The 25,334-nt window shown below is 37.4% G+C and carries 28 protein-coding genes and 1 rRNA gene; 1 reads left to right on the top strand and 28 read right to left on the bottom strand.

Translation table 11 applies throughout. From position 1 onward, the window contains the following. Positions 1 to 159: 159 nt before the first annotated feature. The 15 genes from pth to metG form a co-directional block, all read right to left on the bottom strand. Positions 160 to 720 carry an aminoacyl-tRNA hydrolase gene (pth, locus tag B1B04_RS23035; protein ID WP_079563687.1) on the bottom strand — a complete coding sequence of 187 codons (561 nt, stop codon included), beginning with the start codon at positions 718 to 720 and terminating at the stop codon, positions 160 to 162. Positions 721 to 969: 249 nt separating this feature from the next. Further along, positions 970 to 1,560, bottom strand: coding sequence for a 50S ribosomal protein L25/general stress protein Ctc (locus B1B04_RS23030; RefSeq protein WP_079563686.1), 591 nt, complete (start codon positions 1,558 to 1,560; stop codon positions 970 to 972). A gap of 548 nt (positions 1,561 to 2,108) precedes the next feature. Further along, positions 2,109 to 3,068, bottom strand: a complete 960-nt coding sequence (locus B1B04_RS23025) for a ribose-phosphate diphosphokinase (protein WP_079563685.1) — start codon at positions 3,066 to 3,068, stop codon at positions 2,109 to 2,111. A gap of 24 nt (positions 3,069 to 3,092) precedes the next feature. Then, positions 3,093 to 4,463 carry a bifunctional UDP-N-acetylglucosamine diphosphorylase/glucosamine-1-phosphate N-acetyltransferase GlmU gene (gene glmU / locus B1B04_RS23020; protein WP_079563684.1) on the bottom strand — a complete coding sequence of 457 codons (1,371 nt, stop codon included), beginning with the start codon at positions 4,461 to 4,463 and terminating at the stop codon, positions 3,093 to 3,095. 263 nt (positions 4,464 to 4,726) lie between these two features. Next, positions 4,727 to 5,029, bottom strand: a complete 303-nt coding sequence (spoVG, locus tag B1B04_RS23015; protein WP_079563683.1) for a septation regulator SpoVG — start codon at positions 5,027 to 5,029, stop codon at positions 4,727 to 4,729. Between the two features lie 300 nt (positions 5,030 to 5,329). Beyond that, complete coding sequence (locus B1B04_RS23010) at positions 5,330 to 5,704, bottom strand: RidA family protein (protein WP_079563682.1); 375 nt, start codon at positions 5,702 to 5,704, stop codon at positions 5,330 to 5,332. Next, on the bottom strand, positions 5,701 to 6,534 hold the full coding sequence (gene purR, locus B1B04_RS23005) for a pur operon repressor (RefSeq protein ID WP_079563681.1): 834 nt from the start codon (positions 6,532 to 6,534) through the stop codon (positions 5,701 to 5,703). Before purR ends, B1B04_RS23010 begins: the two co-directional genes overlap by 4 nt. Positions 6,535 to 6,590: 56 nt before the next feature. Continuing rightward, complete coding sequence (gene ispE, locus B1B04_RS23000; RefSeq protein ID WP_079563680.1) at positions 6,591 to 7,457, bottom strand: 4-(cytidine 5'-diphospho)-2-C-methyl-D-erythritol kinase; 867 nt, start codon at positions 7,455 to 7,457, stop codon at positions 6,591 to 6,593. A 463-nt stretch (positions 7,458 to 7,920) separates the two neighbouring features. Further along, a complete protein-coding gene (locus tag B1B04_RS22995; RefSeq protein WP_079563679.1) occupies positions 7,921 to 8,100 on the bottom strand; it encodes a small, acid-soluble spore protein, alpha/beta type in 180 nt (59 codons plus the stop codon). 114 nt (positions 8,101 to 8,214) lie between these two features. Next, positions 8,215 to 8,475, bottom strand: a complete 261-nt coding sequence (veg, locus tag B1B04_RS22990) for a biofilm formation stimulator Veg (RefSeq protein ID WP_049667356.1) — start codon at positions 8,473 to 8,475, stop codon at positions 8,215 to 8,217. Between the two features lie 157 nt (positions 8,476 to 8,632). Further along, complete coding sequence (gene rsmA / locus B1B04_RS22985; RefSeq protein ID WP_079563678.1) at positions 8,633 to 9,514, bottom strand: 16S rRNA (adenine(1518)-N(6)/adenine(1519)-N(6))-dimethyltransferase RsmA; 882 nt, start codon at positions 9,512 to 9,514, stop codon at positions 8,633 to 8,635. Beyond that, the gene (gene rnmV, locus B1B04_RS22980) at positions 9,507 to 10,073 is read right to left on the bottom strand and encodes a ribonuclease M5 (protein WP_079563677.1); all 567 of its coding nucleotides are present in this window, start codon (positions 10,071 to 10,073) and stop codon (positions 9,507 to 9,509) included. Before rnmV ends, rsmA begins: the two co-directional genes overlap by 8 nt. A gap of 270 nt (positions 10,074 to 10,343) precedes the next feature. After that, on the bottom strand, positions 10,344 to 11,564 hold the full coding sequence (locus B1B04_RS22975) for a G5 and 3D domain-containing protein (protein WP_079563676.1): 1,221 nt from the start codon (positions 11,562 to 11,564) through the stop codon (positions 10,344 to 10,346). 137 nt (positions 11,565 to 11,701) lie between these two features. After that, complete coding sequence (locus B1B04_RS22970) at positions 11,702 to 12,472, bottom strand: TatD family hydrolase (RefSeq protein ID WP_079563675.1); 771 nt, start codon at positions 12,470 to 12,472, stop codon at positions 11,702 to 11,704. 252 nt (positions 12,473 to 12,724) lie between these two features. After that, the gene (gene metG, locus B1B04_RS22965) at positions 12,725 to 14,701 is read right to left on the bottom strand and encodes a methionine--tRNA ligase (RefSeq protein WP_079563674.1); all 1,977 of its coding nucleotides are present in this window, start codon (positions 14,699 to 14,701) and stop codon (positions 12,725 to 12,727) included. Positions 14,702 to 15,138: 437 nt separating this feature from the next. On the opposite strand from metG, the gene B1B04_RS22960 reads away from it, so the two are divergent. Beyond that, complete coding sequence (locus B1B04_RS22960; protein WP_079563673.1) at positions 15,139 to 15,417, top strand: AbrB/MazE/SpoVT family DNA-binding domain-containing protein; 279 nt, start codon at positions 15,139 to 15,141, stop codon at positions 15,415 to 15,417. Positions 15,418 to 16,030: 613 nt separating this feature from the next. On the opposite strand, the gene rsmI is transcribed toward B1B04_RS22960, so the two are convergent. The 13 genes from rsmI to rrf all read right to left on the bottom strand — a co-directional run. Continuing rightward, positions 16,031 to 16,903 carry a 16S rRNA (cytidine(1402)-2'-O)-methyltransferase gene (gene rsmI, locus B1B04_RS22950; RefSeq protein WP_079563671.1) on the bottom strand — a complete coding sequence of 291 codons (873 nt, stop codon included), beginning with the start codon at positions 16,901 to 16,903 and terminating at the stop codon, positions 16,031 to 16,033. Continuing rightward, positions 16,900 to 17,163, bottom strand: coding sequence for a GIY-YIG nuclease family protein (locus tag B1B04_RS22945; RefSeq protein WP_079563670.1), 264 nt, complete (start codon positions 17,161 to 17,163; stop codon positions 16,900 to 16,902). Before B1B04_RS22945 ends, rsmI begins: the two co-directional genes overlap by 4 nt. After that, the gene (locus B1B04_RS22940) at positions 17,147 to 17,896 is read right to left on the bottom strand and encodes a tRNA1(Val) (adenine(37)-N6)-methyltransferase (protein ID WP_079563669.1); all 750 of its coding nucleotides are present in this window, start codon (positions 17,894 to 17,896) and stop codon (positions 17,147 to 17,149) included. The genes B1B04_RS22945 and B1B04_RS22940 overlap by 17 nt, the downstream gene beginning before the upstream one ends. Positions 17,897 to 17,959: 63 nt before the next feature. Further along, positions 17,960 to 18,316, bottom strand: a complete 357-nt coding sequence (gene yabA / locus B1B04_RS22935) for a DNA replication initiation control protein YabA (RefSeq protein WP_079563668.1) — start codon at positions 18,314 to 18,316, stop codon at positions 17,960 to 17,962. Positions 18,317 to 18,343: 27 nt separating this feature from the next. Next, the gene (locus B1B04_RS22930; protein ID WP_079563667.1) at positions 18,344 to 19,159 is read right to left on the bottom strand and encodes a PSP1 domain-containing protein; all 816 of its coding nucleotides are present in this window, start codon (positions 19,157 to 19,159) and stop codon (positions 18,344 to 18,346) included. Beyond that, entirely contained in the window at positions 19,152 to 20,156 is a 1,005-nt protein-coding gene (gene holB, locus B1B04_RS22925) for a DNA polymerase III subunit delta' (protein WP_079563666.1), read from the bottom strand. The genes B1B04_RS22930 and holB overlap by 8 nt, the downstream gene beginning before the upstream one ends. 517 nt (positions 20,157 to 20,673) lie before the next feature. After that, entirely contained in the window at positions 20,674 to 21,114 is a 441-nt protein-coding gene (locus tag B1B04_RS22920) for a YaaR family protein (protein WP_079563665.1), read from the bottom strand. Positions 21,115 to 21,202: 88 nt separating this feature from the next. Next, complete coding sequence (locus B1B04_RS22915; RefSeq protein ID WP_049667342.1) at positions 21,203 to 21,532, bottom strand: cyclic-di-AMP receptor; 330 nt, start codon at positions 21,530 to 21,532, stop codon at positions 21,203 to 21,205. A gap of 231 nt (positions 21,533 to 21,763) precedes the next feature. Further along, complete coding sequence (gene tmk / locus B1B04_RS22910; protein ID WP_079563664.1) at positions 21,764 to 22,393, bottom strand: dTMP kinase; 630 nt, start codon at positions 22,391 to 22,393, stop codon at positions 21,764 to 21,766. A gap of 17 nt (positions 22,394 to 22,410) precedes the next feature. Continuing rightward, positions 22,411 to 23,835 (bottom strand): aminotransferase class I/II-fold pyridoxal phosphate-dependent enzyme, encoded by a 1,425-nt coding sequence (locus B1B04_RS22905; RefSeq protein WP_079563663.1) that lies wholly within the window; start codon positions 23,833 to 23,835, stop codon positions 22,411 to 22,413. 90 nt (positions 23,836 to 23,925) lie between these two features. Continuing rightward, positions 23,926 to 24,462: an HXXEE domain-containing protein gene (locus B1B04_RS22900; protein WP_079563662.1), complete on the bottom strand. Its 537-nt coding sequence runs from the start codon at positions 24,460 to 24,462 to the stop codon at positions 23,926 to 23,928. A 229-nt stretch (positions 24,463 to 24,691) separates the two neighbouring features. Next, on the bottom strand, positions 24,692 to 25,126 hold the full coding sequence (locus tag B1B04_RS22895; RefSeq protein ID WP_079563661.1) for an SRPBCC domain-containing protein: 435 nt from the start codon (positions 25,124 to 25,126) through the stop codon (positions 24,692 to 24,694). 115 nt (positions 25,127 to 25,241) lie between these two features. After that, positions 25,242 to 25,334, bottom strand: a 5S ribosomal RNA gene (gene rrf / locus B1B04_RS22890); the annotation flags it as partial.

The raw sequence follows: 25,334 nt of genomic DNA, 5'->3' as shown, positions 1-25,334 counted from the left end.
TTGTCGCAGAAAAAAACAACATCAATTATACCTCGGCATAATTGCGCCGGGAGACGGCTTTGTGCTTAGGCCTGTAGCTGACGCTTTGCTTTCGTTACTAAAAAAATTTGCTGAAATCAATTAAATCGTCATCCTAAACAACTGTAATATCCATGATTGTTATCCGTTAAAGCGATTCATCACATCAAGAAATGGATTTGAAAGAGATGCTTCCACAGCATTTACACACTTTTCTATAGCTTCGCCAACGACGGCTTGATCTTCTTTTGAAAATTTTGATAACACGTAATCTGCTACCTTCATGCCTGCTGGTGGGCGATTAACCCCAACTCGTATGCGATTAAATTCTTGTGTACCTAAATGCTGAATTAATGATTTAATACCATTATGTCCACCTGCACTACCTTTTTGACGCAGGCGTAATTTACCTGTCTCTAAATCTAAGTCGTCATAAATAACAATTAAATCTTCCACTTCAATATCAAAATAGTTCATTAGGGGACCAACACATTCCCCCGATAAATTCATATATGTTAAAGGTTTAACAAGTAGAACCTTTCCTTCAGGACGATGTACCGTTGCATACATACCATTAAACTTTGAATTAGTTAAAGGTGCACCCCATTTTTCAGCTAATGCATCTATAATATCGAAGCCAATATTATGTCTTGTATGCTCATAAGGTTTACCTGGATTTCCTAAACCAACGATAATTTTCATAAGTACCCCTCTTCTTTCAAATCTAATAGTCATTATTTTACCATATCATGCACTCAGAAAGCAGTTTGGACAATTTTTGAAAGTAAAAGTTCAATAACGTCTTGATATTATTTAAAATCTTCACTTCAACCATATATATATCGCGAAATCGTTATGACTTAAAAAGGAAACCAATGCCCTTGCTAAATAAAATAAAAAAGCTACTGAAGAAGCTTAGCTTCCTCAGTAGCCTTTCCTTAACAAATATTTTTACTCTTGTACCTGCTCACTATCCACTGTCGATTCTTCAACGACTGCTGGAGCCATAATTGATACCAATGTATGACCATCTTCACTAATAATATCAAAATCAATCGTGTCTCGAATATCTGCTACTGTGATTGTTTCGCCAATTTTAAGTTCAGTAATATCCACTTCAATAGCTTCTGGTATATCTGCTGGTTTTACATTAATCTTTACATCTAAGTTAGGCTGCATTAATATGCCACCCACACTAACACCAACTGACTCCCCTACAAGTTTAATAGGCACTTCAGCTTCTATCGCCTCGGACATATTAATTGCTAAAAAGTCAATATGATTTACTTCATCTTTCATGGAGCATTGTTGGATTTCTGATACAACAACATTCACTTTTTCTCCATCTAAATCCATCGAAAACACACCGTTTTGTCCATTTTTTTGAATGGATTTTCTGAATTCCTTCGCTGAAATAGAAATTGGGGTAGAATCTAATTTATAGCCGTAAATAACTCCAGGAATGGCTCCCCCTTTTCTAAGTTGGGTTAATGTCGAACGGTGCCCAGCTTCGCGCTTTTTAACACTTAATACTGTACTCATATCTATACTTCCCCTTCCAAGAAAAATTATTTACGCCTTATTATAAATGTCTCTACTTTCAATGACATTTATTAAGGCTATAATAATATTGACTACCATTTTAGCTCATCACCATAACGTGGGGTTGATTTCCGTTCCAGCCAGGCGCTTTCCCGAGGGCGTCCGATGCCGCTTGGGGCAACAGATGTTTTTTGCGCGAAAGCGTAGTGCTAACGTAGCGGCAGCAGCACGATGTTGGTCACGAAGGCATTATCACAGGATGTGATGGTTTTAGCCTTTGTTCCTCTATCATCTAATCCCCAAGGAGTCGCCCTGCCGTAACGAAGATCAACTTATTCACATAACTTACGCTTTAACAAAATATATCCCAACCTTAGGCGAAGTAAACTATTTTTCATAAAGTAGTGTAAATATTATTAAGTCACAACTACCATATACCCTTTTATAAGAAAATTCAAACAAAGTAAACCTAGAAAAAAGGACAAATCTAATTGCAAACGTAGATTTGTCCTTAATAAGCCACATATCGGCTCTTGTTTATTTATATATTAATCAAATAGAGTACTTACAGATTTGTTTTCATAGACACGAGAGATTGCATCTGCCATTAATTTAGCTACTGAAAGCTCTGTAATTTTTGGAGATTTTTTCTCTTCTGGAAGCTGGATTGTATTTGTTACAACTAATTCTTTAATCGAAGAGTTTTCAATACGCTCGATTGCTGGACCTGATAGTACTGGGTGAGAGCAACAAGCATAAACTTCTTTCGCGCCAGCAGCACGTAATGCGTCTGCGCCGATTGTAATTGTACCAGCAGTGTCAATAATATCATCAATCAAGATTGCCACTTTACCATCAACATTACCAACAATGTTCATTACTTCTGCAACGTTTGGTTTTGGACGGCGTTTGTCAATAATTGCAATAGGTGCTTTTAAACGTTCTGCCATTTTACGAGCACGTGTTACACCACCATGGTCTGGTGAAACAACAACGATTTCATCTTCTGGAATACCTTTTGATTTGAAGTGATCAGATAGTAAAGGTACTGCCATCAAGTGGTCGATTAAAATATCGAAGAAACCTTGGATTTGCGGTGCGTGTAAATCTAAAACGATAACACGTGTTGCACCAGCTGTTTCAAGTAAGTTTGCTACTAATTTAGCTGTAATTGGCTCGCGTGCTTTTGCTTTACGGTCCTGACGAGCATATCCATAGTAAGGCATTACAACGTTTACTGTACGAGCAGATGCGCGTTTTACAGCATCTACCATAATTAAAAGCTCCATTAAATGTTCGTTTACAGGTGCAGAAGTAGACTGCACGATAAACACATCACAACCACGAATACTTTCTTCAATGCTAATTTGAACTTCTCCATCGCTGAAGTGTTTAACAGAAGATTTACCTAATTCAACACCCATTTCCTGCGCAATTTCTTGAGCAAGTGGATTGTTAGAGTTAAGTGAAAATATTTTTAATTGTGAGTTTGCATAATGATACGGCATGATGGCCTCCTGTTTAGTTGATAATTATTTTGAATTTAATTTGCTTACATAATTCGGTTTGTTTTCTTGTCTTGCACGAGCAATTGCAAGTGCATCCTCAGGAACTTCTTTTGTAATTGTAGATCCTGCTGCAATAAATGAACCTTTTCCAACTTTCACTGGCGCTACTAAGTTAGTATTACATCCTACAAATACATCATCTTCAATAATTGTTTGGAACTTGTTTTTTCCATCATAGTTTACTGTAATGGAACCACAGCCAACATTGACATTGCTTCCTATTTCAGCATCGCCAATATAGCTTAAGTGGGATACTTTCGTGTCATTACCTAGTTTACTTTTCTTCACTTCTACAAAGTTACCAATTTTCACATGGCTACCTATATCAGAAAGTGGTCGAATATTTGCAAACGGTCCTATAGCTGTGTCTTCTGCTACAGCGCTTTCACGTACAACAGAAGAATGTACAGTTGTTCGGTCACCGATACGGCTATCAATGATTTGTGTGTTTGGCCCGATTATACAATCTTCACCAATAACAGTTGTACCTTCAATCATAGAACCTGGTTGGATGACAGTATCACGACCAATCATTGCCTCAGCGCTAATATATGTTGCTTCTGGATTAATAATTGTGACACCATTACGCATATGCTTTTCATTAATTCTTGTACGCATTAGCGCCTCTGCTTGAGACAGAGCAACACGATCATTAACACCAAGTGTTTCTTCGAAATCTCCCGTTACATATGCTTCAACGACTTCGCCTTGTTTTTGTAAAATTTCAATGACATCAGGTAAATAATATTCACCCTGTGCATTGTCGTTTTTCACAAGTTTTAATGTCTCAAATAAGGCCTTATTATCGAAGCAATATGTGCCCGTATTAATCTCTTTCACTAGTTGTTGCTCAGCTGAAGCGTCCTTTTGTTCAACAATTTGCTCCACTTGTCCATTGTCGCCACGTAAAATGCGACCGTAGCCTGTTGGATTTTCAGCAATAGCTGTTAAAATTGTTGCCTTGGCTTTCTTTGCTTGATGATGCTCAAACAAAGCTTGCATCGTTTCAGGGCGGATAAGTGGTGTATCACCACAAACAACTAATGTTGTCCCTTCTTCGCTACTTAAAATTGCCTCAGCCTGTTGTACAGCATGAGCTGTCCCTAACTGTTCAGCTTGTAAAACATACTCGCTTTTATCGCCAAGCTGTTGTTTCACCATTTCTGCACCGTGTCCTACAACCGTTACAATGCGCTTCACATCTAACGTTTGAATGTGATCCACCACATGTTGCACCATTGGTTTCCCACATACTGGATGTAGCACTTTATATAATTTGGACTTCATACGTGTACCTTGACCTGCAGCCAAAATGACAGCAAAAATGTTGCTCATCTGTAAGTCCTCCAATACGCTCATTTTCTCTTATGACTATATAGCAAAATCCATCTATTTTCAAGGCATGTTGACTTGACAAAAAGATGAATTTCCAAATCAAATGCACCTTATGCTCGAATGTTAATATGTATGTCCTAAAAACTGCTCGTTTTCTCTAATTCTCAAAATAAAAAGAACTCTCCAAATATGAAGAGTTCTTTTTACTCACTTCCATCATAAGTATAAATTGCCGTAGTTAAATTTACACTTATCCCCTTTTACTATACGCCAATTCCTTCTAATTCTTCTGTCTTTTCTGTCGCGTCTTCCTCGCTTGAATTATGGTACTCGTTTAAAATAATCTCTTGAATTTTATTACGAGTAGTAGAATTAATAGGATGCGCAATATCTCTAAATTCACCGTCTGGCGTCCGTTTACTTGGCATAGCAACGAATAAACCTGTATTGCCATCAATCACACGAATATCATGCACTACGAACTCATTGTCGAGTGTAATGGAAGCAATCGCACGCATGCGACCATCAGTCTGTACACGACGTAACCTTACATCAGTAACTTCCATTTTCTCACCACCTCTCTTCTTAGATGCCTAAATATAACTATAATATTCTTTATTACCGAATATTTTCCTTTTTATAGTCTATCAAATTTTCTAAAAAATTTGAATACTTATTAGTGTAATTTCCTCTAATTTACGTAATTTTTGACAATTGTTTGTCAGTCACCCCGACGCTCCACTTTCGCCAGAAAGCATTTGTTGCTATCGCTTCGCTTTCGTCTACAAAAACATTTTAGAACGGAGAATAAAAAAGGCCCACTAAAAGAGTTAATCATTTCTCTTTCAGTGAGCTTAATTTATTTCTTATTTAACGATAGCAATAACTTCAATTTCTACACTTACATCTTTTGGAAGACGCGCAACTTCCACTGCTGAACGTGCTGGTTTATGATCCCCGAAGTGGCTAGCATATACTTCATTCATCGCAACAAAGTCGTTCATATCCTTCATAAAAACGGTCGTTTTAACAACGCTGTCTAAAGATGCTCCAGCAGCTTCTAAAACGGCTTTCAAATTAGCAAATACTTGATTTGTTTGAACAGTGATATCACCTTCCACTAATTCGCCTGTTGCTGTTAGTGGAATCTGACCTGAGCTATAAAACATGCCATTTACAATAATTCCCTGTGAATATGGTCCAATTGCTGCTGGTGCATTTGTTGTTGCTACTACTTTCATTTGTCATTTCCCCTTTTAGAAAAATAGTTACCTTCACTTAATGCAATTGTACGGTCTTTTTCATTGACCTCATGAAGCTTCACTAGTGAATAATAATCATCTACTAAAGTTTCGTCTGCATGCTCAGCCTCTACAAGCACTGCAATACCAGCTAGTTGACAGTCAAACTCCTCTAATAGATTTTTCATGCCGTTCATTGTACCGCCGACCTTCATAAAGTCGTCAGTAATAAGCACTCGTTGCCCACTCTTCATGCTTCTTTTTGATAATACCATTGTCTGGATTCGTCTGGAAGAACCAGATACATAGTTGATGCTAACTGTAGATCCTTCAGTTACCTTACTATCTCTTCTGACAACAACAACCGGTACATTTAAATGTCTTGCTATCGCATGGGCAATAGAAATACCCTTTGTAGCGACAGTCATTATGACATCAATTTGTTGATCAGCAAATGCGGATGCAAATACCTTACCAACTCGATTAATTAAATCTGGATTGCCGAGTAAATCCGTCATAAATAAATAACCGCCTGGTAATAAACGATCTGAATGCTCAAGCTCCGCTTTTAAATCATGAATAACTAAACGGACCTCGGCTTCGGACATTTTAGGAATATACTTTACTCCTCCTGCAGCGCCCGGTACTGTCATCAATAACCCGATTCCTTTTTCTTCGAAAGTTTCTTTTACAATCGTCAAATCTTCACTAATGGAGGACTTTGCAGATTGATATAGTTCAGAAAAATAAGTTAGCGGGATCAGCTGATGTGGATGTTCTAGTAAATAGTACGTCATATCAACTAGTCGTTCACTACGCTTCCATTTCATGCGACCCTCTCCTAAACACGAATATTTATAGGTAAAATTAACACAAATTTGCGGTTTTAAGCAAGCGTATTTCGCTCGCCTAAAATCCGAACCGCATATACTTCTTCGCAAAAACCACGTAAACCATTATAAATGCGACTTACTCGAGCTTCACTATCCACTAAACCGAACACCGTCGGACCGCTTCCACTCATTAATGTTGCATCTGCTCCAAAGCGCTTCATCTGTTCCTTTAACATTACTACCTCTGGATGCAGATTAAATGTTACAGTTTCCAAAACATTTCCTAATGATGCACATAGTAGCTCATAATCTTCCGTTTCAATAGCACGAATCATTTGCTTCGTATTTGGATGTTCTAACCCTTCAACCTTTAGCCCTCCATATACTTCTGCAGTAGAGACACCTATTTTAGGTTTAGCTAAAACTACCCAGCAGTTTGGTGGTGCAGGCAATTCCTGAATTTTTTCTCCACGCCCCGTTGCTAATGCTGTGCCACCATAGACACAAAACGAAACATCTGAACCAATTTTCGCACCTAATTCAGCTAACTCATCTATAGATAACCCTAAATTCCACAGCTCATTTAAACCCTTCAGTGTAGCAGCCGCGTCACTACTGCCACCCGCTAATCCCGCCGCGATTGGTATTTCCTTTTCTATAGTAATGGATACACCTTGTCCAATGCCGTATGTATCTTTAACTAGACGCGCTGCCTGATAAGCAAAATTCCGATGATCGTTCGGTACGAAATTATCAGTCGAAATTATTTCTATTACACCATCTTCCCGAGATTCTAAACAAATACGATCAGCTAAATCCACAGTCGTCATGACCATCTCTACTTCATGATAATTATCTGGTCTTTTATAAAGCACATCTAATGTTAAATTTATTTTTGCAGGCGCCTTTACATAAAGCATCTTTCTTCCTCCTTATAGCTCCACTTAACAATTACCGCCAGATCATTCAGTCGATACTTGAACCTCCCACTATCTTAAATGTAGGATTCTTCTGTTACAAAATATCAGCAGCCGGCGTTCATTTTAGCTATATTAAAGATTTTCTGAATGAAGATAAATCTGTTGTTCATCTTTTAATTCATTTTATTTTACCATAATGGGAAAGCGAAAATGGAAAAAAAGAACCGTATACCCCTAAATGGTGTAACGGTTCTCTCTCGTCAGTTGTGTTGTTGTGTCTACAGGAAGCTTTCATCCCTGCTGAAGATCAATTAAGCCTCGGCATAATTGCGTCCGCCGAAGGCATTAGGCAAACACGGCGTTGGACCTCAGGCACTTTCAAAGATGCCTGGACTCCCGCTGAAAAGTGACTCCTCTCACCACTATAGAGATGAGAGACTTCTAATAAGCAGTCTAGTTCAGGCTACTTATTATTTTCTTGCTCATTAGCTCTTTCAGCCATTTCGATGGCACGTTTGACCATATTACCGGCGTCTCGAGCTTTAATGCCGCCCCAACCTTCTCGTTGCACAACATCATAAAATCCAAGCTCTTTAGCGATCTCTTCTTTTAAACGAGGTGACATGATACCCTTTCTAGGCATAATAAACTCCTCCTTTTACAACTGACGAATTTAGTATGTCCCAGAAAACGTAAAACACTCATGTAGTTTTTAACATACATGAGTGTTTCAAAATATAGAAATAAGTACTAGAAACTATTTTGCGATAGCAGCTTTTGCTTCGTCTAAAAATGTAATCTCTACTGCTTCAGTTAAAATATCTGTGTAACTATACGATACGCGCTTGCACGTATTGTCTTCTTGATCAAGCTCAACCACAAAGATAGCGCGATACGTCTCACGCAATACCCCTGCACACTCGACCGTTTTCTTGCGACCTCCGTTTGCTCTTAACTGCAAACGTTTACCCAAATGACAATCCAACGACTTTTTAATGTCCGCTAAAGTTTTTGGCATTTTCGCTTACACCTCACTATTTATTAGTATAAGCGATACGCCCAAAAATGTCAACAAAATATAATATTTTATCAGCAGATTATAAATATTGTCAACTTATTTTTCATAAAAACCTCATGTTTTTTTACGTATACTCAAAAAAGTTAACAAAAATTTTTTACTTTGCGAACGTAGGATATAGTACATCGGCTAATTTTCCAAACTCTTGAATAGTTAATGTCTCTCCTCGACGTGTTGGTTCAATATTTACCGCTTGTAAAGCATCCATTATTTTTTCTTTGTTTGCCTTACCATTTGGTAAACCCGATTGTAAATTATTGAAGATTGTTTTTCGTCTTTGTACAAACGACGCACGAGTAACAACAAATAAAAAGTCCTCATCAATTACTTTTACTGGAGGTTCATCATGTTTAATAAGACGAATCACTGCAGAATCAACATTTGGCTGGGGCATAAAAACAGTTTTCGGCACTGTCATGGCAATATCAGCCTTCACATAATATTGAATCGCAATTGATAAAGAGCCGTACTCTTTCGTTCCAGGTTTAGCCGTAATACGGTCTGCTACCTCTTTTTGCATCATGACAACAAATCCGCGAATTGGCAAACGATCATTAAGTAATTTCATTAAAATCGGAGTCGTCACATAATAAGGTAAATTTGCTACAACCATAATATCCTCAATACCCGGCATCTCTTCCTGAATTACTTTAGCAACATCCGCTTTTAAAATGTCTGAATGTACAATTGTAACATTATTATATGGACTAAGTGTGTCTTCTAATACAGGTAATAGTCGCTGATCAATTTCAAAAGATACAACCTTTTTTGCACTTCTTGCTAAATGCTCTGTTAGTGCTCCAATACCTGGACCAACTTCGATTGCACCACTATTTTCAGTTAAATTTGCGTGACTAACAATATTTCGTAAAATGTTCGGATCTACTAAAAAATTTTGACCTAAGCTTTTTTTGAATGAAAACCCATATTTTTTTAAGATTTCTTGTGTTCTAATTGGTGTTGCAATATCCTTATGCATTATTTTCCTCCTGATCTACCTGTGCGATTGCCGCACCAAATTGCTTTTCTGTGATTTGAAACATTTTTAATCTTTTATGGAGTTGTTTACCGTTTGTTGTACCAATATTCAAAATTTCTCCAAGACGATCACGACGAGCTTTCGCCTGTGGGTGGCCAATTAAACGTGCCGTCATTAAATCTTCGAGCGTAATGTCATCATTGGTTGGCTCAACATCATTAGGGGTATAGACATGCCGTAGCGCCTCGCGTATATCTTCATCTGCTGCATGCTCTATGCCTAGTCCTTTACCGTTTTTCGCAATTGTTTTAGCTTTTGGTAAAAAAGCGTGTTTTACACCTTTTACATGCTCCTCGATAATGGCACGAATTCGACGTCCTGGATAGTCTGGGTCAGTAAAAACAATAACACCTCTTTTATCCTGTGCATGCTGAATTCTCTTTAGTGTTTCCTCTGAAATAGCCGACCCATTTGTTTCTATTGTATCTGCTTGCACAGCTCGCTTAATAGCCGTTGTATCATCTTTCCCTTCAACAACGATGATTTCTTTTATTTGCAAAAAGGCCCCTCTTTTCTACCTTATCTTCAGACCATTTTACAACTGCACTGTATGATTGTACAGAAATTCACGGCTACTTACCTTATGCTTTTGCTTGTACTTTCTCTTTCGAGTAAACCGAGCAGTTGATGTTCCAGCTTAATTTCTGTAGATAGGACTATATTTATCCTCCAGTACAAATACTGAAAAAAGATAAAAAAAGCTCCCCCGCCAGTCAAAACGGGAAAGCCAGTAAGTGAAAAAACATTTTTGATTAATTTTACAATTTTTTTAATTTAATACTTTTATGCGAACTTTCCTAACTCCCCAAGAACTTGCTTGAGATTCCGTTTGTACAAGTATGTCGATCTTATTACCCTTAATTGCACCACCAGTATCCCCTGCTATAGCTGTTCCATAGCCTTCGACCCAAACTTTTGAGCCAAGCTTAATAACAGAAGGGTCTACTGCAATTACTTTCAAACCAGAGTTTGATCGTAAATCAATGCCAGTGGCAGATGTCCCCGAGCAGCCATTACAATACGGTGTATAGGCAGTTGCCGTTACATAAAATTCTCTACCGCTAGCTGGCTCTGTTGACCCACGTGAAACTGTCGATGCACTAGCAACAGTAGCTACTACTGTTTTAGTCCCTACTGCAACTACTTGCTTCTGCGGTTCTTTTACAACATTTTTAGATTGTAGATTTTTAGCTACAACTTGGCCGTTCTCTTTTACGATTTCATACGTTTTAGTCATTAAACCTTTTTGGCCTGCTGTTACAATTTTTTGTTTTCCCTTTTGCAATGAAGCATCTTGCTTCTTTTCAATTGTGAAATCTAAAGAGTCTTCCACTACATCGATAACCTTTTCTACGCGAACTACTGTGATTTTACTCTGTGGAGTGATTACGTCCTTCAGGTTATTCTCGACACGATCGAATTCATTTAGCTGAATTCCTTGTTGTTTTAAAAAGTTAGCGACCGTAGTCGAAGTGGACCATACTTGTCTTTTGTTTACGCCATCGACAAGTGATACTTGAAACGCTTTTTGAATATCGATCTTGTTGTCTGCTCCTACTTCTGTATCTATGCCTTGTTTTAAAGAATCATGCTCTGATACTTCAATATTCGCTTCTTTCAAAATGTCTTTCACTTGTGTTTCAGTTGTCCAAACTTTTGACTGATTTCCATCAACTGAAATAGTTACTTCTTTTGCCTGTTCCCATGAAATTGCTAATCCATTAACAATTTTGGTGTTCAGAGAGGGTGATATTTTGTCATGCTCTGCTACGTCTATATTTTGACCTTGTAATAATTGTTCTACAGTTTTGGCATGTGTCGTTACTTCGATTGCTTCTCCGTTCGCATCCAGCGTTACGGTTTTTTTAGTACCTTGATAAAGTACGAATGAAATTACAGATACAAACAGAATAAGTGAAATAACGCTTATTACTGTTTGCTTACTCCTCAATGATCCTAAGAACAAGTTTTTCATGGAATTATTTGACATGAAAAAACGCCTCCTTAATATACAAGGTTGGATTATACGTACTAGATTTGGCACTGTCAACCCGAATGTATTTCTAAGAAAATTGACATAGCCTTTTTAGCCAACCACAAACCTAGTATTGGAGGCGTCTCAGCTAGTTAATTGTCAATCTTAAAAAATTTTTTCGCATTGGTTGTCGTTACCTGTGCAATTTCCTCAATCGGTAAACCCTTTAAACGTGCAATTTCTTCTGCAACTAACGGTACGAAAGCTGGTTCATTACGTTTTCCTCGATATGGATGGGGCGCTAAATACGGTGCATCTGTTTCGATCATCAAATGCTCTACTGGTATTTCTGTCGCTACTTCTTTCGGCATTCGTGCGTTTTTAAATGTCACCGGTCCACCAAGACTAATCATAAAATTCATAGCAATACATTCATGTGCGGTTTCCACGCTGCCACTAAAGCAATGCATAACGCCTCCCACGGAAGCTGCATTTTCTTCTCGTAAAATTTGAACAACATCCCCAGTTGCATCTCTGTTATGAATAATGATTGGTAAATTCAACTTTTGTGCCAAATGAATCTGCTTGCGGAAAAGTGCTTGTTGAACATCTTTCGGTGATTTATCCCAATAATAGTCCAACCCAGTTTCACCAATACCCACTATCTTTGGATGTGCTGCTAATTCCTCAATCCAATCTAAGTCCTCTTGTTTACAATCAATGGCGTCAACCGGGTGCCAGCCTATGACACCATAAACAAAATCATATTGCTCAACTAGTTGCATTGTTTTTTCAATGGTTTTGCGATCGAAACCAACAACAACCATCGTTTCTACTTTGGCCTCAAGAGCTCTATCTATAACCTCTTGTAAATCCTCTTCATACTGATCTGCGTTTAAGTGTACATGTGTATCAATGAACATCGTCATTCTCCTAACATAGATTTTATTAAAAATTATTATTTCGTATTTTACATAACTGTTACAAATTTATTACAAACAATTTTGTATTATAACATTTCGCATAACCAAAGCGCCCTCATTTGTTACTTTTTACCTAAAAAAATCTAATTTTTACCGCAAATAAATTATTTCGAGATAATAAATTACTCATTTTCAAATGGATTTTAAAAGCCTGCTGAACTTTTTTTATTCAGCAGGCCTTCCTAAAATTGTTTACTTTACTTTTGCGCCATTCTCTAGTTTTGAATCCACCGATGCTAATTTTAAAATCCCATCTTTTTCACCAGCTAGAATCATTCCTTGCGATAATTCACCGCGTAATTTAACTGGCTTTAAGTTAGCGACTACAATCACTTTTTGACCAATTAATTCATCTGGAGAATAGAACTTTGCAATACCTGAAACTACTTGTCGTTGCTCATATCCAAGATCCACTTGAAGCTTTAATAATTTGTCTGCTTTCGGAATCGTTTCACACGCTGTTACAGTGGCTACACGTAAATCCACCTTCATAAAATCATCAATTGTAATTTCAGGAATTTCTGGAATATCCGCAGCTTTCTGATCAGCTTTTGATTCTTCTTCTTGCGGAGTTTTCACTGAACCACGCATTTCCTCACGAATATACGTAATTTCAACTTCATTTTCTAGACGAGGGAAAATCGGAATTCCTTTTTCTACCACTTTAATGTTTGCTGGAATAGTATTGCCGAATGTTTCAATTGTTTCCCATGCTAAGAATTTGTCATCTAACCCTAATTGTTCAATAATTCGCTTAGGAGTAGAAGTCATAAATGGTTGTAACATGACAGCAATTTGGTGTAAACTTTCCGCCAAATTTCGCATAACAGCTCCTAATTTTGGCTTATCAGTTTCCTCTTTAGCTAGCACCCATGGTTGAGTTTCATCTATATATTTATTTGTTCTTGAAACTAGCGTCCATAAGTCGGCTAATACGACACTAAATTGCATTTTTTCCATACTTTCTTCATATTTAATACGAACTGATTCAGCCTGTTCTTTTAAAGCTGCGTCAAACTCTGTCGATTGAAGATTTTCACTTGGAATAATGCCATCAAAATATTTATTAATCATTGAAATAGTACGATTCAATAAATTTCCTAAATCGTTTGCTAAGTCGAAGTTTGTACGTTCAACAAATGATTCTGGCGAAAATACACCATCAGAGCCGAATGGTAACTCACGCAATAGGAAATATCGTGTTGCATCTAAACCATAACGCTCTATTAACATTTCAGGATAAATAACATTGCCCTTTGATTTAGACATCTTACCGTCCTTCATCATGATAAATCCATGAGCAAACACTTTTTTAGGAAGTGGTAAATCTAGTGCCATTAAGAAAATTGGCCAATAAATAGTATGGAATCGAACGATATCTTTACCAACTACATGTACATCTGCCGGCCAATATTTATTGAATAATGTTTCATCCTCTGATAGATAACCTAATGATGTTATATAGTTAGTTAAAGCATCTACCCATACATAAATTACATGTTTAGGATCTCCTGGAACTTTAATGCCCCAATCAAATGATGTTCTTGAAACAGATAAATCTTCTAGCCCTGGTTTAATAAAGTTATTAATCATTTCATTTTTTCGAGATTCAGGCTCAATGAAATCAAGGTTTTCTTCATAATAAGCTAAAAGACGATCAGCATATTTCTTCATATTAAAGAAGTAAGATTCCTCTTTAACTTTGTGTACTGAACGACCACAGTCTGGACAGTTACCGTCTACTAATTGTGTCTCAGTAAAAAATGATTCACATGGTGTACAGTACCAACCTTCATACTCACCTTTATAAATATCACCATTATCTAAAAACTTTTGGAAAATCTTTTCGACAGTTTTCGTATGACGCTCTTGCGTTGTTTGAATAAAGTCATCGTATGAAATGTCCATTAATGCCCAAAGCTTTTTCGCAGCATCTGCAATCTCATTTACGTATTCTTGAGGATGCTTGCCCGCTTCAGCGGCTTTTTCTTGAATTTTTTGCCCATGCTCATCCATTCCAGTTAAAAAACGTACATCATACCCGAGTAAACGTTTATAACGTGCAATTGTATCTGATGCTACAGTTGTATACGCTGTACCAATATGGAATTTCCCACTTGGGTAATAAATAGGGGTTGTTATATAGAATGTTTTATTTTGTTCGCTCACTAGAACTGCCTCCATTGTTTCACAGTATACTATCTATTCTAACTAAGTACGAAATTCGTTTCAACTTCTTTCAGTGGGTGTCACGTAATCAGAAAGGAGCTTAATATAGGATGTTAGTCGATTCCAGACGCAATTATGCCGAGGCATAATTGGTTGAAAGTTTCTCGAGCGCGAAAAATGTCGAATAATATAATAAATCCATTTAATGTATTAAATAAGAAGCTTTTTTACTATAAATTAAAATATATAATAAAAACCTTTTAAAAAAACCAAAATATCTGTTTTCTTCTCAAAAAATTTTTTCGAAACAATAATATTAGTGTATTAATTAATTGACGTTTATGGCATTACTTGGTATGATAACTATCAGACAAGGAATTATGTCGAAATTTGACGAAATACCAATATAACTTTTAACATTAGGAGGAAATATAATTATGAAATCAACAGGAATCGTTCGTAAAGTCGATGAATTAGGTCGTGTAGTAATTCCAATCGAATTACGCCGTACATTAGGTATTGCAGAAAAAGACGCTTTAGAAATCTATGTGGATGACGACAAAATCATCTTAAAAAAATATATGCCTAACATGACATGTGCTGTAACTGGTGAAGTTTCTGATGATAACTTCCGTCTAGTTGGTGGTAAATTAATTTTAAGCCCAGAAGGCGCAGAAATGTTAGTGAATGAAATCCAATCTAACTTAAAAAAATAATTTGATACACACCTAAATCAAGCACAGTGATTTGGGTGTTTTATTTTTTATCAATTTCTCCTTAGCGTAATTGCGTCCAGAGGCGTTATTATTTAATAGAAGATAACTATAATATAACCAATTTTTAAGTCCCTTATAATGTCCATGTCAGACCTTTCATAGTTAAGGGTACTATTTTTTACAATTATTATCAATTAAATAGTTTATATGCTCCTCAGCAAAACGTATGGTTGATTTCCGTTCCGACTGGGCGCTTTGTTGCTGCCGCTTCGCTTTCGCACAGAGCAAAGCTTCCTGGGGGCGTCCGATGAGCCGCTTGGGCCAACAGATGTTTTTTGCGCGAAAGCGTAGTGCTAACGTAGCGGCAGCAGAGGGTTTTGTTTGTGCGAAAGCGCAGCGACAGCAACAGCATGATGTTGGTCACGGAGGCGTTATCACAGAATGTGATGCTTTTAGCTCCGTTCCGCTATTGCTGATCCTCAAGGAGTCGCCCAGCCTCCACTCCAATCAGCTTAAATACATGGCATGGCCTTAATAAATTGGTGTTAACCACCTATTTGAATAGATATACAAAAAAAGAGGTGCCTATATTAAGGCGACCTCTTTCTTTACATTAACTATGGTATTCATTATAGATTTCTCGCTTAGCTACTTGACGTAGTTTGGCCACTTCTTTTATAGCTTCTTTTGATGTAACACCATTTTGATCAATAATATAATCAACATGTTCAACAATAGACATTGTCATCCAATAGGCTTGTTCATCATTTTCTTCCTCATCATTTTCATTTCCTTCAAGGACAATACAAAATTCTCCTCGAATTTCCTCTGTTTGTGACCATTCCACTGCTTCAGCCAACGTACCACGTAAAAACTCTTCGAATTTTTTAGTTAGCTCGCGAGCTAATACAATTCGACGATTACCAAGAATAAATTCCATGTCTTTCAAGGTTTCCTTTATACGGTGAGGAGCCTCGTAAAACAAAATGGTTTCCTGACGTTTTTTTAGTTGCTCTAATTGCTGTCGACGTTCCTTTTTTCCTCGATTTAAAAATCCATAAAAGAAAAATGGCTGCGGTGTTAATCCGGAGGCGATTAATGCTGATATTGCAGCATTGGGACCTGGCACCGGCACAACTGGAAAGTCTTGCTCAATTGCTTTTTCGACTATATCTGCACCAGGATCGGAAATACACGGTAGACCAGCATCACTAACTAATGCAACTGTTTTTCCTTCACGTAAGAATGCTAATAACTTCTCTCCCCCCACCTCTATATTATGTTCATGATAGCTGATCAGGGGTGTTGCTATATCAAAGTAGTTGCAAAGCTTTTTGGTATTACGTGTATCCTCAGCAGCAATAATATCTGCTTCCTTTAAAATACGTAACGCACGCACACTCATATCCTCTAGATTACCAATAGGTGTTCCAACTAAATATAAACAACCTGTATGATTGTGCATTGTACTTTTTTGAGATTTCATAACGCATCCCTCCCTATATATTTCATTTTTTGCGTTCGTGTTAGCTGTTTAAAAGCATATTCTGCACGCATCGCCTCTTGTTTCGTATCGAATTCCTCTACATAAATACATTCCACTGGTCCTCGTGCTCTCGTATATTTTGCTCCCTTACCAGCATTATGTACAGCGACACGCCTGTCTACATTATTCGTGTAACCAGCATAAAAGGATTGGTCGGCACATTCTAACACATAAAAATAATGGTTACTGTTCTTTTCCATAAAGAATTTCTCTCACTTCTGCTGTATATTCATTATCCGCATTATAAACATACAGGGGTGGTAATATTTTCAGATCCGGTTTACCGTCCTTAATTCCTTCTATTAATAGTGTGTTGGCCTCCTTACCCTCTTTCGGGTAAATAAATTGCATACGTTTAGGCTCTATACGATTCGCTCGCATCGCCGTAACAATATCTAACAACCGACCAGGACGATGAACAAAAGCGGCCTTTCCGCCCTGTTTTAATAATTTACTTGCTGACTGTATTGATTCCTCTAACGTTAAATATAGTTCATGGCGGGCAATAGCGTAATGCTCACTTAAATTTTTATCACTAGCTTCATGTGCTAAAAAATATGGCGGATTACATGTTACAACGTCATACTTTTCAATACCAAGCTCCTTAGGAATTTCCTTCACATCACCAAGGACCATATGAATTTGCTCTTCCAACTTATTGTAACGGATACTTCGCTCAGCCATATCAAATAAGCGTGGTTGAATTTCTACTCCTGTAATATGTCCCTTTGTTCTAGCACTTAGAAAAAGTGGGATTACACCATTACCTGAGCATAAATCAACAATTTTTCCTTTATGGTATGGGACACTAACAAATTTAGAAAGTAGCACTGCATCCAATGAAAACGAAAATACAGAGGGGCTTTGAATAATACGTAAATCCTCAGCTAATAAATAGTCTAACCGTTCGTCATCTTTCAACCATTCTTCCATGTTTCTTCCTCCTACTATACAAAACAAAAGACTGACACCACCATAGTGGGAATCAGCCTTCTATTACACATTTTGTTTATTTAAAAATGATAGACAAAACAGACAGTCTTCACCTTTACGTGAACTTCCGAAATGAACATGACAAACATGGAAGCCTTCATGGTACAAACGTGCTAGGTTATCATAACCCTCGCCAATATCTAACGGATTCTCTTTCTTCTCATCAGTAGTCTGTTCAGAGTTTTCATTAGAAAGTAATTCTTCTAGACGTGTACGAAGGTGATGATTTTCTGTTTCGAGTGTCTTATGCTCCTCCATCATTAACGCTACAAATTGTTTCAATGCACCAAATTGCTCCTGCATTGCTTCGAGCTGTTGTTCGAACTCCATAACGGTATCTAAGAAATTACGGTCCTTCACCCAAGCCACCTCATTCAGTTCTCTATCTTATATAAGATTTTTTTCGCATGCTAGCAGTTCTTCTAGTGTATACTCGACTGTACGCTCCTGCTCATGTAAATATACTTGAATGAGTCTCTCCAGTACATTTAAACCTACAACTTTACCTCGTCCATCTGGTGTCATCGTTAATTCACCGATGTCTGGCATGCCCTCTTTAGCTTCCTCATATTCATCATTTTCATATTTCAAGCAGCACATTAAACGACCGCAAAGACCTGAAATTTTAGATGGATTTAAAGATAAGTTTTGATCTTTAGCCATTTTAATAGAAACCGGCTCAAAATCTCCTAAAAATGTTGAGCAGCAAAGCATCCGGCCACATGGACCAATACCACCTAACAACTTCGCCTCATCACGTACACCAATTTGACGAAGTTCGATACGTGTTCTAAAAACGGAAGCTAGATCTTTTACAAGATCTCTGAAATCAACGCGTCCTTCAGCCGTAAAATAAAAGATGATTTTATTACGATCAAATGTATATTCAACATCAACGAGCTTCATTTCTAAATTATGCTCAATGATTTTTGTACTTGCTAGTTCAAATGCACGCTTTGATTCGGCAGCATTTTCCTCTACTTGAATACGATCACGTTCATCCGCTGGTCGTAGAACTTGTTTAAGTGGTAAAACAACATCATTATCCTCAACAACCTTTTGAGGGACAACTACTTTACCATATTCTACACCGCGAGCTGTCTCTACAATAACATATTGACTGTCCTCTAGTAGATATGATGCTGGATCAAAATAATATATTTTACCCGCTTTTTTAAAGCGGACTCCCACTACATTATACAAATGTATACCCCTCCTGCAGATTTAGCATTAACTGCTCCATCATTAACGTCCTATTCATGTTACGCTGTAAAGATGAACGCGCCTGTAAAATAGACTCCATTTGACTAGATAGACGTTCATAAGTCGAATGTAACGCAGCTTCTTTAAATGTCTGTAACATGTCTGGGTAAGTACAAGCTGATTCGGGATTAGCTTTTATTGACACTATATCACGGTAAGCAAATAGTAGTAAATCTAATGCCTGTTCCATCTCGCCTTTTTCTTTAAATAATGGCAACCATTCTTCATGTACAACAAGCATTGCTTCATGTACGTTCTGACGAATTGCCTCTACTAATTTTAACACTGTTTTTCGAGCATGTGCAAACTGCTCATCATTTGCTAAAATCATAGCTGTTTCGAGCTCGTTCGTCATCATGCTCACTGTAGAAGCCATCGAATAAGAAATATTATTATCTTGTAGATGCTTTAACAATAAATGTCGAGGCATTTTTTGAAATTTAATATGCTGACAGCGAGAGCGAATCGTTGGTAAAATTGACTGCATTTGCTCCGTTAATAAAATCGCAGTTACCTCACCATCAGGTTCCTCTAAAAATTTAAGAATCATGTTTGCAGATGCAATATTGAGACGGTCTGCATGATGAAGTACATAAATCTTACGTCCCTCTTCAACACCCATCATCTTCATTTCTGCAATTAATTCACGTATTTGATCAATTTTTATAAATTGACCCTCGGGATAAATTTGATGAATATTCGGATGATTACCCGAATCAACACGTCTGCAATTTCGACATGTTTCACATGGAACATTTTGAATTGGTTGCTCACAAAGCATTAATTTGACAAAAAACTGCATTATATCTACTTTGCCTGTCCCTTTTTCACCATCAAAAATGTATGCATGTGCTAATCTATGTTTGTCAAAAATCGTTTGAAGCTGCTTCATTACGACTGGTTGCAGTGCGAATAGCTCTTCAACATTCTTGGCCATATATTAAAATTCCTTCCTATATCAATTACACTTATAGCATAATTGTTTCCTATTGCTCAATTTTATAGATCATCACCAAAACGTGTGGTTGATTTCCGTTCCGACTGGGCGCTTTGTAGCTGCCGCTTCGCTCGCTCCAGGGTCTCGGGCCAACAGATGTTTTTTTGCGCGAAAGCATAGTGCTAACGTAGCGGCAGCAGAGGGTTTTGGTTTTGTTTGTGCGAAAGCGCAGCGACAGCACCGATGTTGGTCACGAGGGCATTATCACAGGATGTGATGCTTTTAGCCTTCGTTCCTCTATTACTAATCCCCAAGGAGTCGCCCAGTCGTAACGAAAATCAACTTATTAACATAGTAGACGTATTAATAAAAGTCATCCACAACTTTTGGTGATGAACCAATTTTCGTACAGAAATATCTACAGTTTTAGAGCAGATAGATTAGTTTCATCGTGAATTGAATTCATACCATTCAGTTTGAAAAAAGCCCGCGCCTACAAGAGAACGAGACACGGGTTTTACATATACAAATTAATTAATAAGCCTTTTATCTCACCGATTTTATCGAGAAGATCAATTGCTTCCTTTTCTTCATCTAAAATATCTTGAGCAAGCTCCACAAGACGCGTATCGATAGTTTCAATAATTTTCAAACGTCTTCCTTCACCAAAACGATTCCATGAATGCGATTGTTTTAAATCCATACCATGCTCTACTGTTTCTTGTAGAAACCGTTTAACAAGCATTTTAAAACGAGCAAGCTCTCGTAAATTACGCGATCTTGCGACACGATCACCTGCTGTAGAAATATCCCCTAGCAATCGCGTAAGCTGTTCAGTTTGCAATTTGGTGCCTTGCTTGACGACCATATCTCCAAATCGGTTATTTTGATTATTGTTATGCAGTGGTTCTTTACGATTAGTATTTAACCCGACACGTATATCTTGATTGATCTTCAAGCTGTTTCGCCCCCACTTGCTTTCTATACCAAATACACAAAAGCTAAATTATAATGTGTTTTTCTTCCCATTTAACGTGGCAAATAATTTAAAAATGATGGAACTGTTCAATTGGTAATACAAAAACTGTCGCTCCACCTACCTCTACCTCCACAGGATAAGGTATATAGGAATCTGTATTCCCGCCTAATGGCGAAACAGGTGCAACCATTTGTTCTCGTGCACGACAATTATCACGAATAATATCTAAAACTTTGGGTATGAGAGAGTCTTCCGTTCCAATAAGAAACGTCGTATTTCCAGAGCGTAAAAATCCTCCAGTGCTCGCTAATTTAGTTGCACGAAACTGATTTTTCGTTAAAGCATTCGATAAGCGGCTGCTATCCTGATCTTGCACTACAGCTACTACTAACTTCATTCGCACTCACCCCTTCGATAAAATTCATCTAAATAGATTTTAGTTACCTTTTCCGTGACATAGGTTAGAGTTCCTCTGTTTCAGTAGGTGCTCGGAACATCTACTAAAATAAAACTACTTCTTCATTCATCTCAAAACATTCGCTACTGTCGCGCAGAAAACATTTTCTGAATGAAAATAAGATTATAGTTGTTACCATTATATCACATTGTGGTAGACAACTTCATGCATTTACTGTATTGCTTCATATATTAATGACCATACATCTTCAACAACATGATCAATATTTTGGTCCGCATTGACGACATGTATACGCTCAGGATAACGCTCCACTAGCTGTAAATATCCTTCCCGAACCTTGTTATGAAAAGCTAAGCTTTCAACATCTAAACGATTGACCTCTCGCTCTCCATGAGCATGAATCCGTGCCAAGCCTACCTCTGGTGCAAGGTCAAATAAGATTGTCATATCAGGTAACTTCTTACCGATTGCAAACTCATTAATAGATAATACTTCATCAACGCCGATACCACGTGCATATCCTTGGTATGCTAAAGAGGAATCGATAAAGCGATCGCAAATAACCATTTTTCCAGCATCCAACGCAGGTCGAACTTTTTCAAAATAATGCTGACTTCTCGCCGCTGCGTATAATAACGCTTCTGTATGCTCATCCATGGCTGTATGTTCGGGGTCTAAAATTACGCTCCTAATTTTCTCAGCAATCTCAATACCACCAGGTTCTCTCGTTGCTAATACATCAATCTTTTCCTCCGCAAGTCGCTCGGCTATTTTTTGAATGACTGTTGTTTTTCCAGCACCTTCTGGACCTTCAAATGTAATAAATAAATTGCAATTCATGCTGTTATAGCCTCCAACTATTTAATGATCTTAATCATCTTTTCTTCTAAACGGTGATTTCCTTGAAACGTTGCACCAGTAGCTAGTAACTCCTCTAACTGACTCAGCTTTGCCACGGTTATTTTTTCTCCTGGAACAAGCAGTGGAATACCGGGTGGATACGGAATAATCATACTTGCAGAAATACGTCCCATCGTTCGCATATACGGTAACCATTCTGTTTCCGCCTTTTCCATTTCATCAAATGTATAGGAAGATTCCGTAATGGCCACAAAATTATAGGCCATTTGTGAAGCAGTTACGATTTCTGCCTTTGGTGTACTTAATAACAATGTTATAGCCTCTTTAATACGGACACGTATTTCTGCAAATGGATAGTTATGCCCCTGTTTCAACAAAGGTAGCACAAGCAATACTTGATTTGCATCTGCCAGTTCTGCATATACATGCTTTGCTTCTAATGCTTCCTGTAATTGAAAACCTGTATACCCCTTAACACGTAATAATAATTTGATAGGGTCGTCTACCTCAATAACTTCCAAAGAGCCAATAGCTCGTAATGCCTCGATCCATTGATTTCTTTTTTCTATTATATATGCACCGTCACTCTCCATATATGTCTGTACATAATAACGTGCATCATCTAAAGAAGCCAATAAAAGATAGGACGGGCTGCTAGATTGTAGCATACGTAAATAGTGATTTATTTTGTCGACATCGACTAAGTTAGAATTAACATGCATAAAGGATGCCATTGTCATCGCTGGCAATGTTTTATGCGCAGACTGTACTACTATATCTGCACCAAATGTCAATGCAGATGGCTGAAATAAAGTACATGCACTAAAATGAGCTCCATGTGCTTCATCCACTAAAACTGGAATACCTTTCTCATGACAATACGCAATCTGCTGCTGTATTTCTTTCGATGTCATACCATAGTAAGTAGGATACGTTAATACTACTGCACGTGCGTCTGGATAATAATCAACTGCTTTTTTCAAATCTTTATAAGAAACATGGGTTGCTGTTAATGTTCGTTCATCCCATAGCGGGGATACAAATACAGGCTTTGCCCCAACAAGCTCAATCGCGTGAAATATAGACTTATGTGCATTACGTTGGACAATAATCGTATTACCTTTTTTACATGTGGCATAAATCATTGCTAAATTCCCGACTGTAGATCCACCTACTAAAAAGAAACTTTTCATCGCCCCATATGTATCTGCCAATAAGTTTTCTGCTTCTAATATCATTTCCTCTGGATGATGTAAGTCATCGAGACCTGATAATTCAGTCACATCATATCGCATTACATCTTTAAAGGGCTGAGGAAGATGGGATAGTTCTCCGTGTTTATGCCCTGGTACATGAAAGGAAATATTTTGTTGTTGTTGAAAGCGCTCTAATCCCTCTACAATCGGCTTTTTCTTTTGCAAAACAAAACACCCATTTCCGTTATATTCTTATTTAATTATAACACTTACGTTAGAAAAAAATTTACTGAATGGATATAAATAAGTTGAAATTCATATAACCTTTTTCCCGATCCAATGTGCTAGTAATGCAATAGGGATCAATAAAAGACAAAATGGCAAGCAAACAAAAATAATGTTCCATGTTATGACGTTATTAATTAATAACGAACGATACAACATTAAACTATATGGAATGACGATTATCAAAGATGTGAGTGCACCTGGTGTAATGGAACGAAGAAAAATAGACTGTGCAAGGTGAGTGAACGCATGTAGAAAGTAGGTTAGCGTAACAACAGTGAAGAAATAGATATCTCCGAACGGCCCTTGATTCACATATTGATTTGCTACAAAAGTGGAACTACTTACAAACATAAATACTACGACTACTGCTACGGCAAACTGTGCTGTCGACATCGAGAACTGTTTAATAACTCGATTAGCCATTTTTTTAGGCAATCTTTCATACAAAATCGTAGAATTCTTATTCAACCACTTTTCAACCATTATGATTTCTTCAAAATCATGGAGAATAAACATAATAGGGAATAACCAAATGAGTGTTTGAATACCTATCCATTGCTCCATAATGATTCCTCCTTTTTAAATTATATTGAGTAATTACTCAAATATTTCTCAAAAAAATAGCTCCTCTTTCAATACGATGTGGTTGATTTCCGTTTCGATTGGTCGCTTTCATGGCGCGTGCTTGATAAGTCAGAAAGGTCATTGCAACTAAAAGCAATGACCTTTTCTATGACATGACACTCTTCTTTTATCAGTAACAATTATGCCGAGGCTAATTATGTCGGAAATACTAAATACTAGCCTTTATTGCCATCTCTTGTACTAGCTGTTCTACTAATGGCGGTACAAACTTTTCTAAAATTGGATTCATCATTCCTGCAAGGAAACCACTTGCCTTTAATGTTAAATTACCTTCTAACTGACATGTACCATCCTGATTTTGTGTAACTTCAAAGTATCCATCACCATTTAAAGGATCTGATAAGCCTACCAAATCAAATATAACCTGATTAGGATTTGATTCCTTACACTTAAGTTCAACCTTTACAGCTTTTTGGATCATTCCAAAATCCCCTTGAAATACCCAAATCATATTTCGTTCACTTGGGAATTCATGATGTAAATAACCAGGTATTAGTATAGCCCACTCTTCTTTATTTCGAATAAACTCCTGTAGCTTAGCTTTTTCAATTTGAATATTTTCTCTATATACCCCTGTTGCCATTTAAATACACCCCTATATTTGTTTATTTAAATCAATTAAATTCTAACATTTATTGGGTGTTATTACTGATTTTTTTAAAATAAAAAAACCACTGATTTCTCAGTGGCTACTTTGTGCCTAGCGACGTCCTACTCTCACAGGGGGAAGCCCCCAACTACCATCGGCGCTAAAGAGCTTAACTTCCGTGTTCGGTATGGGAACGGGTGTG

Origin of the sequence: Lysinibacillus sp. KCTC 33748, from assembly GCF_002237755.1 — a bacterium.
Classification (GTDB): domain Bacteria; phylum Bacillota; class Bacilli; order Bacillales_A; family Planococcaceae; genus Lysinibacillus.
This window is presented reverse-complemented; position numbering and strand designations above follow the sequence as displayed.

Excerpts from the sequence above, each read along its gene's own strand:
- pth (WP_079563687.1), bottom strand. The coding sequence starts at position 720 with ATGAAAATTATCGTTGGTTTAGGAAATCCAGGTAAACCTTATGAGCAT.
- B1B04_RS23030 (WP_079563686.1), bottom strand. The coding sequence starts at position 1,560 with ATGAGTACAGTATTAAGTGTTAAAAAGCGCGAAGCTGGGCACCGTTCG.
- B1B04_RS23025 (WP_079563685.1), bottom strand. The coding sequence starts at position 3,068 with ATGCCGTATCATTATGCAAACTCACAATTAAAAATATTTTCACTTAAC.
- glmU (WP_079563684.1), bottom strand. The coding sequence starts at position 4,463 with ATGAGCAACATTTTTGCTGTCATTTTGGCTGCAGGTCAAGGTACACGT.
- spoVG (WP_079563683.1), bottom strand. The coding sequence starts at position 5,029 with ATGGAAGTTACTGATGTAAGGTTACGTCGTGTACAGACTGATGGTCGC.
- B1B04_RS23010 (WP_079563682.1), bottom strand. The coding sequence starts at position 5,704 with ATGAAAGTAGTAGCAACAACAAATGCACCAGCAGCAATTGGACCATAT.
- purR (WP_079563681.1), bottom strand. The coding sequence starts at position 6,534 with ATGAAATGGAAGCGTAGTGAACGACTAGTTGATATGACGTACTATTTA.
- ispE (WP_079563680.1), bottom strand. The coding sequence starts at position 7,457 with ATGCTTTATGTAAAGGCGCCTGCAAAAATAAATTTAACATTAGATGTG.
- B1B04_RS22995 (WP_079563679.1), bottom strand. The coding sequence starts at position 8,100 with ATGCCTAGAAAGGGTATCATGTCACCTCGTTTAAAAGAAGAGATCGCT.
- veg (WP_049667356.1), bottom strand. The coding sequence starts at position 8,475 with ATGCCAAAAACTTTAGCGGACATTAAAAAGTCGTTGGATTGTCATTTG.
- rsmA (WP_079563678.1), bottom strand. The coding sequence starts at position 9,514 with ATGCATAAGGATATTGCAACACCAATTAGAACACAAGAAATCTTAAAA.
- B1B04_RS22975 (WP_079563676.1), bottom strand. The coding sequence starts at position 11,564 with ATGTCAAATAATTCCATGAAAAACTTGTTCTTAGGATCATTGAGGAGT.
- B1B04_RS22970 (WP_079563675.1), bottom strand. The coding sequence starts at position 12,472 with ATGTTCATTGATACACATGTACACTTAAACGCAGATCAGTATGAAGAG.
- B1B04_RS22960 (WP_079563673.1), top strand. The coding sequence starts at position 15,139 with ATGAAATCAACAGGAATCGTTCGTAAAGTCGATGAATTAGGTCGTGTA.
- rsmI (WP_079563671.1), bottom strand. The coding sequence starts at position 16,903 with ATGAAATCTCAAAAAAGTACAATGCACAATCATACAGGTTGTTTATAT.
- B1B04_RS22945 (WP_079563670.1), bottom strand. The coding sequence starts at position 17,163 with ATGGAAAAGAACAGTAACCATTATTTTTATGTGTTAGAATGTGCCGAC.
- B1B04_RS22940 (WP_079563669.1), bottom strand. The coding sequence starts at position 17,896 with ATGGAAGAATGGTTGAAAGATGACGAACGGTTAGACTATTTATTAGCT.
- holB (WP_079563666.1), bottom strand. The coding sequence starts at position 20,156 with ATGGCCAAGAATGTTGAAGAGCTATTCGCACTGCAACCAGTCGTAATG.
- B1B04_RS22915 (WP_049667342.1), bottom strand. The coding sequence starts at position 21,532 with ATGAAGTTAGTAGTAGCTGTAGTGCAAGATCAGGATAGCAGCCGCTTA.
- tmk (WP_079563664.1), bottom strand. The coding sequence starts at position 22,393 with ATGAATTGCAATTTATTTATTACATTTGAAGGTCCAGAAGGTGCTGGA.
- B1B04_RS22900 (WP_079563662.1), bottom strand. The coding sequence starts at position 24,462 with ATGGAGCAATGGATAGGTATTCAAACACTCATTTGGTTATTCCCTATT.
- B1B04_RS22895 (WP_079563661.1), bottom strand. The coding sequence starts at position 25,126 with ATGGCAACAGGGGTATATAGAGAAAATATTCAAATTGAAAAAGCTAAG.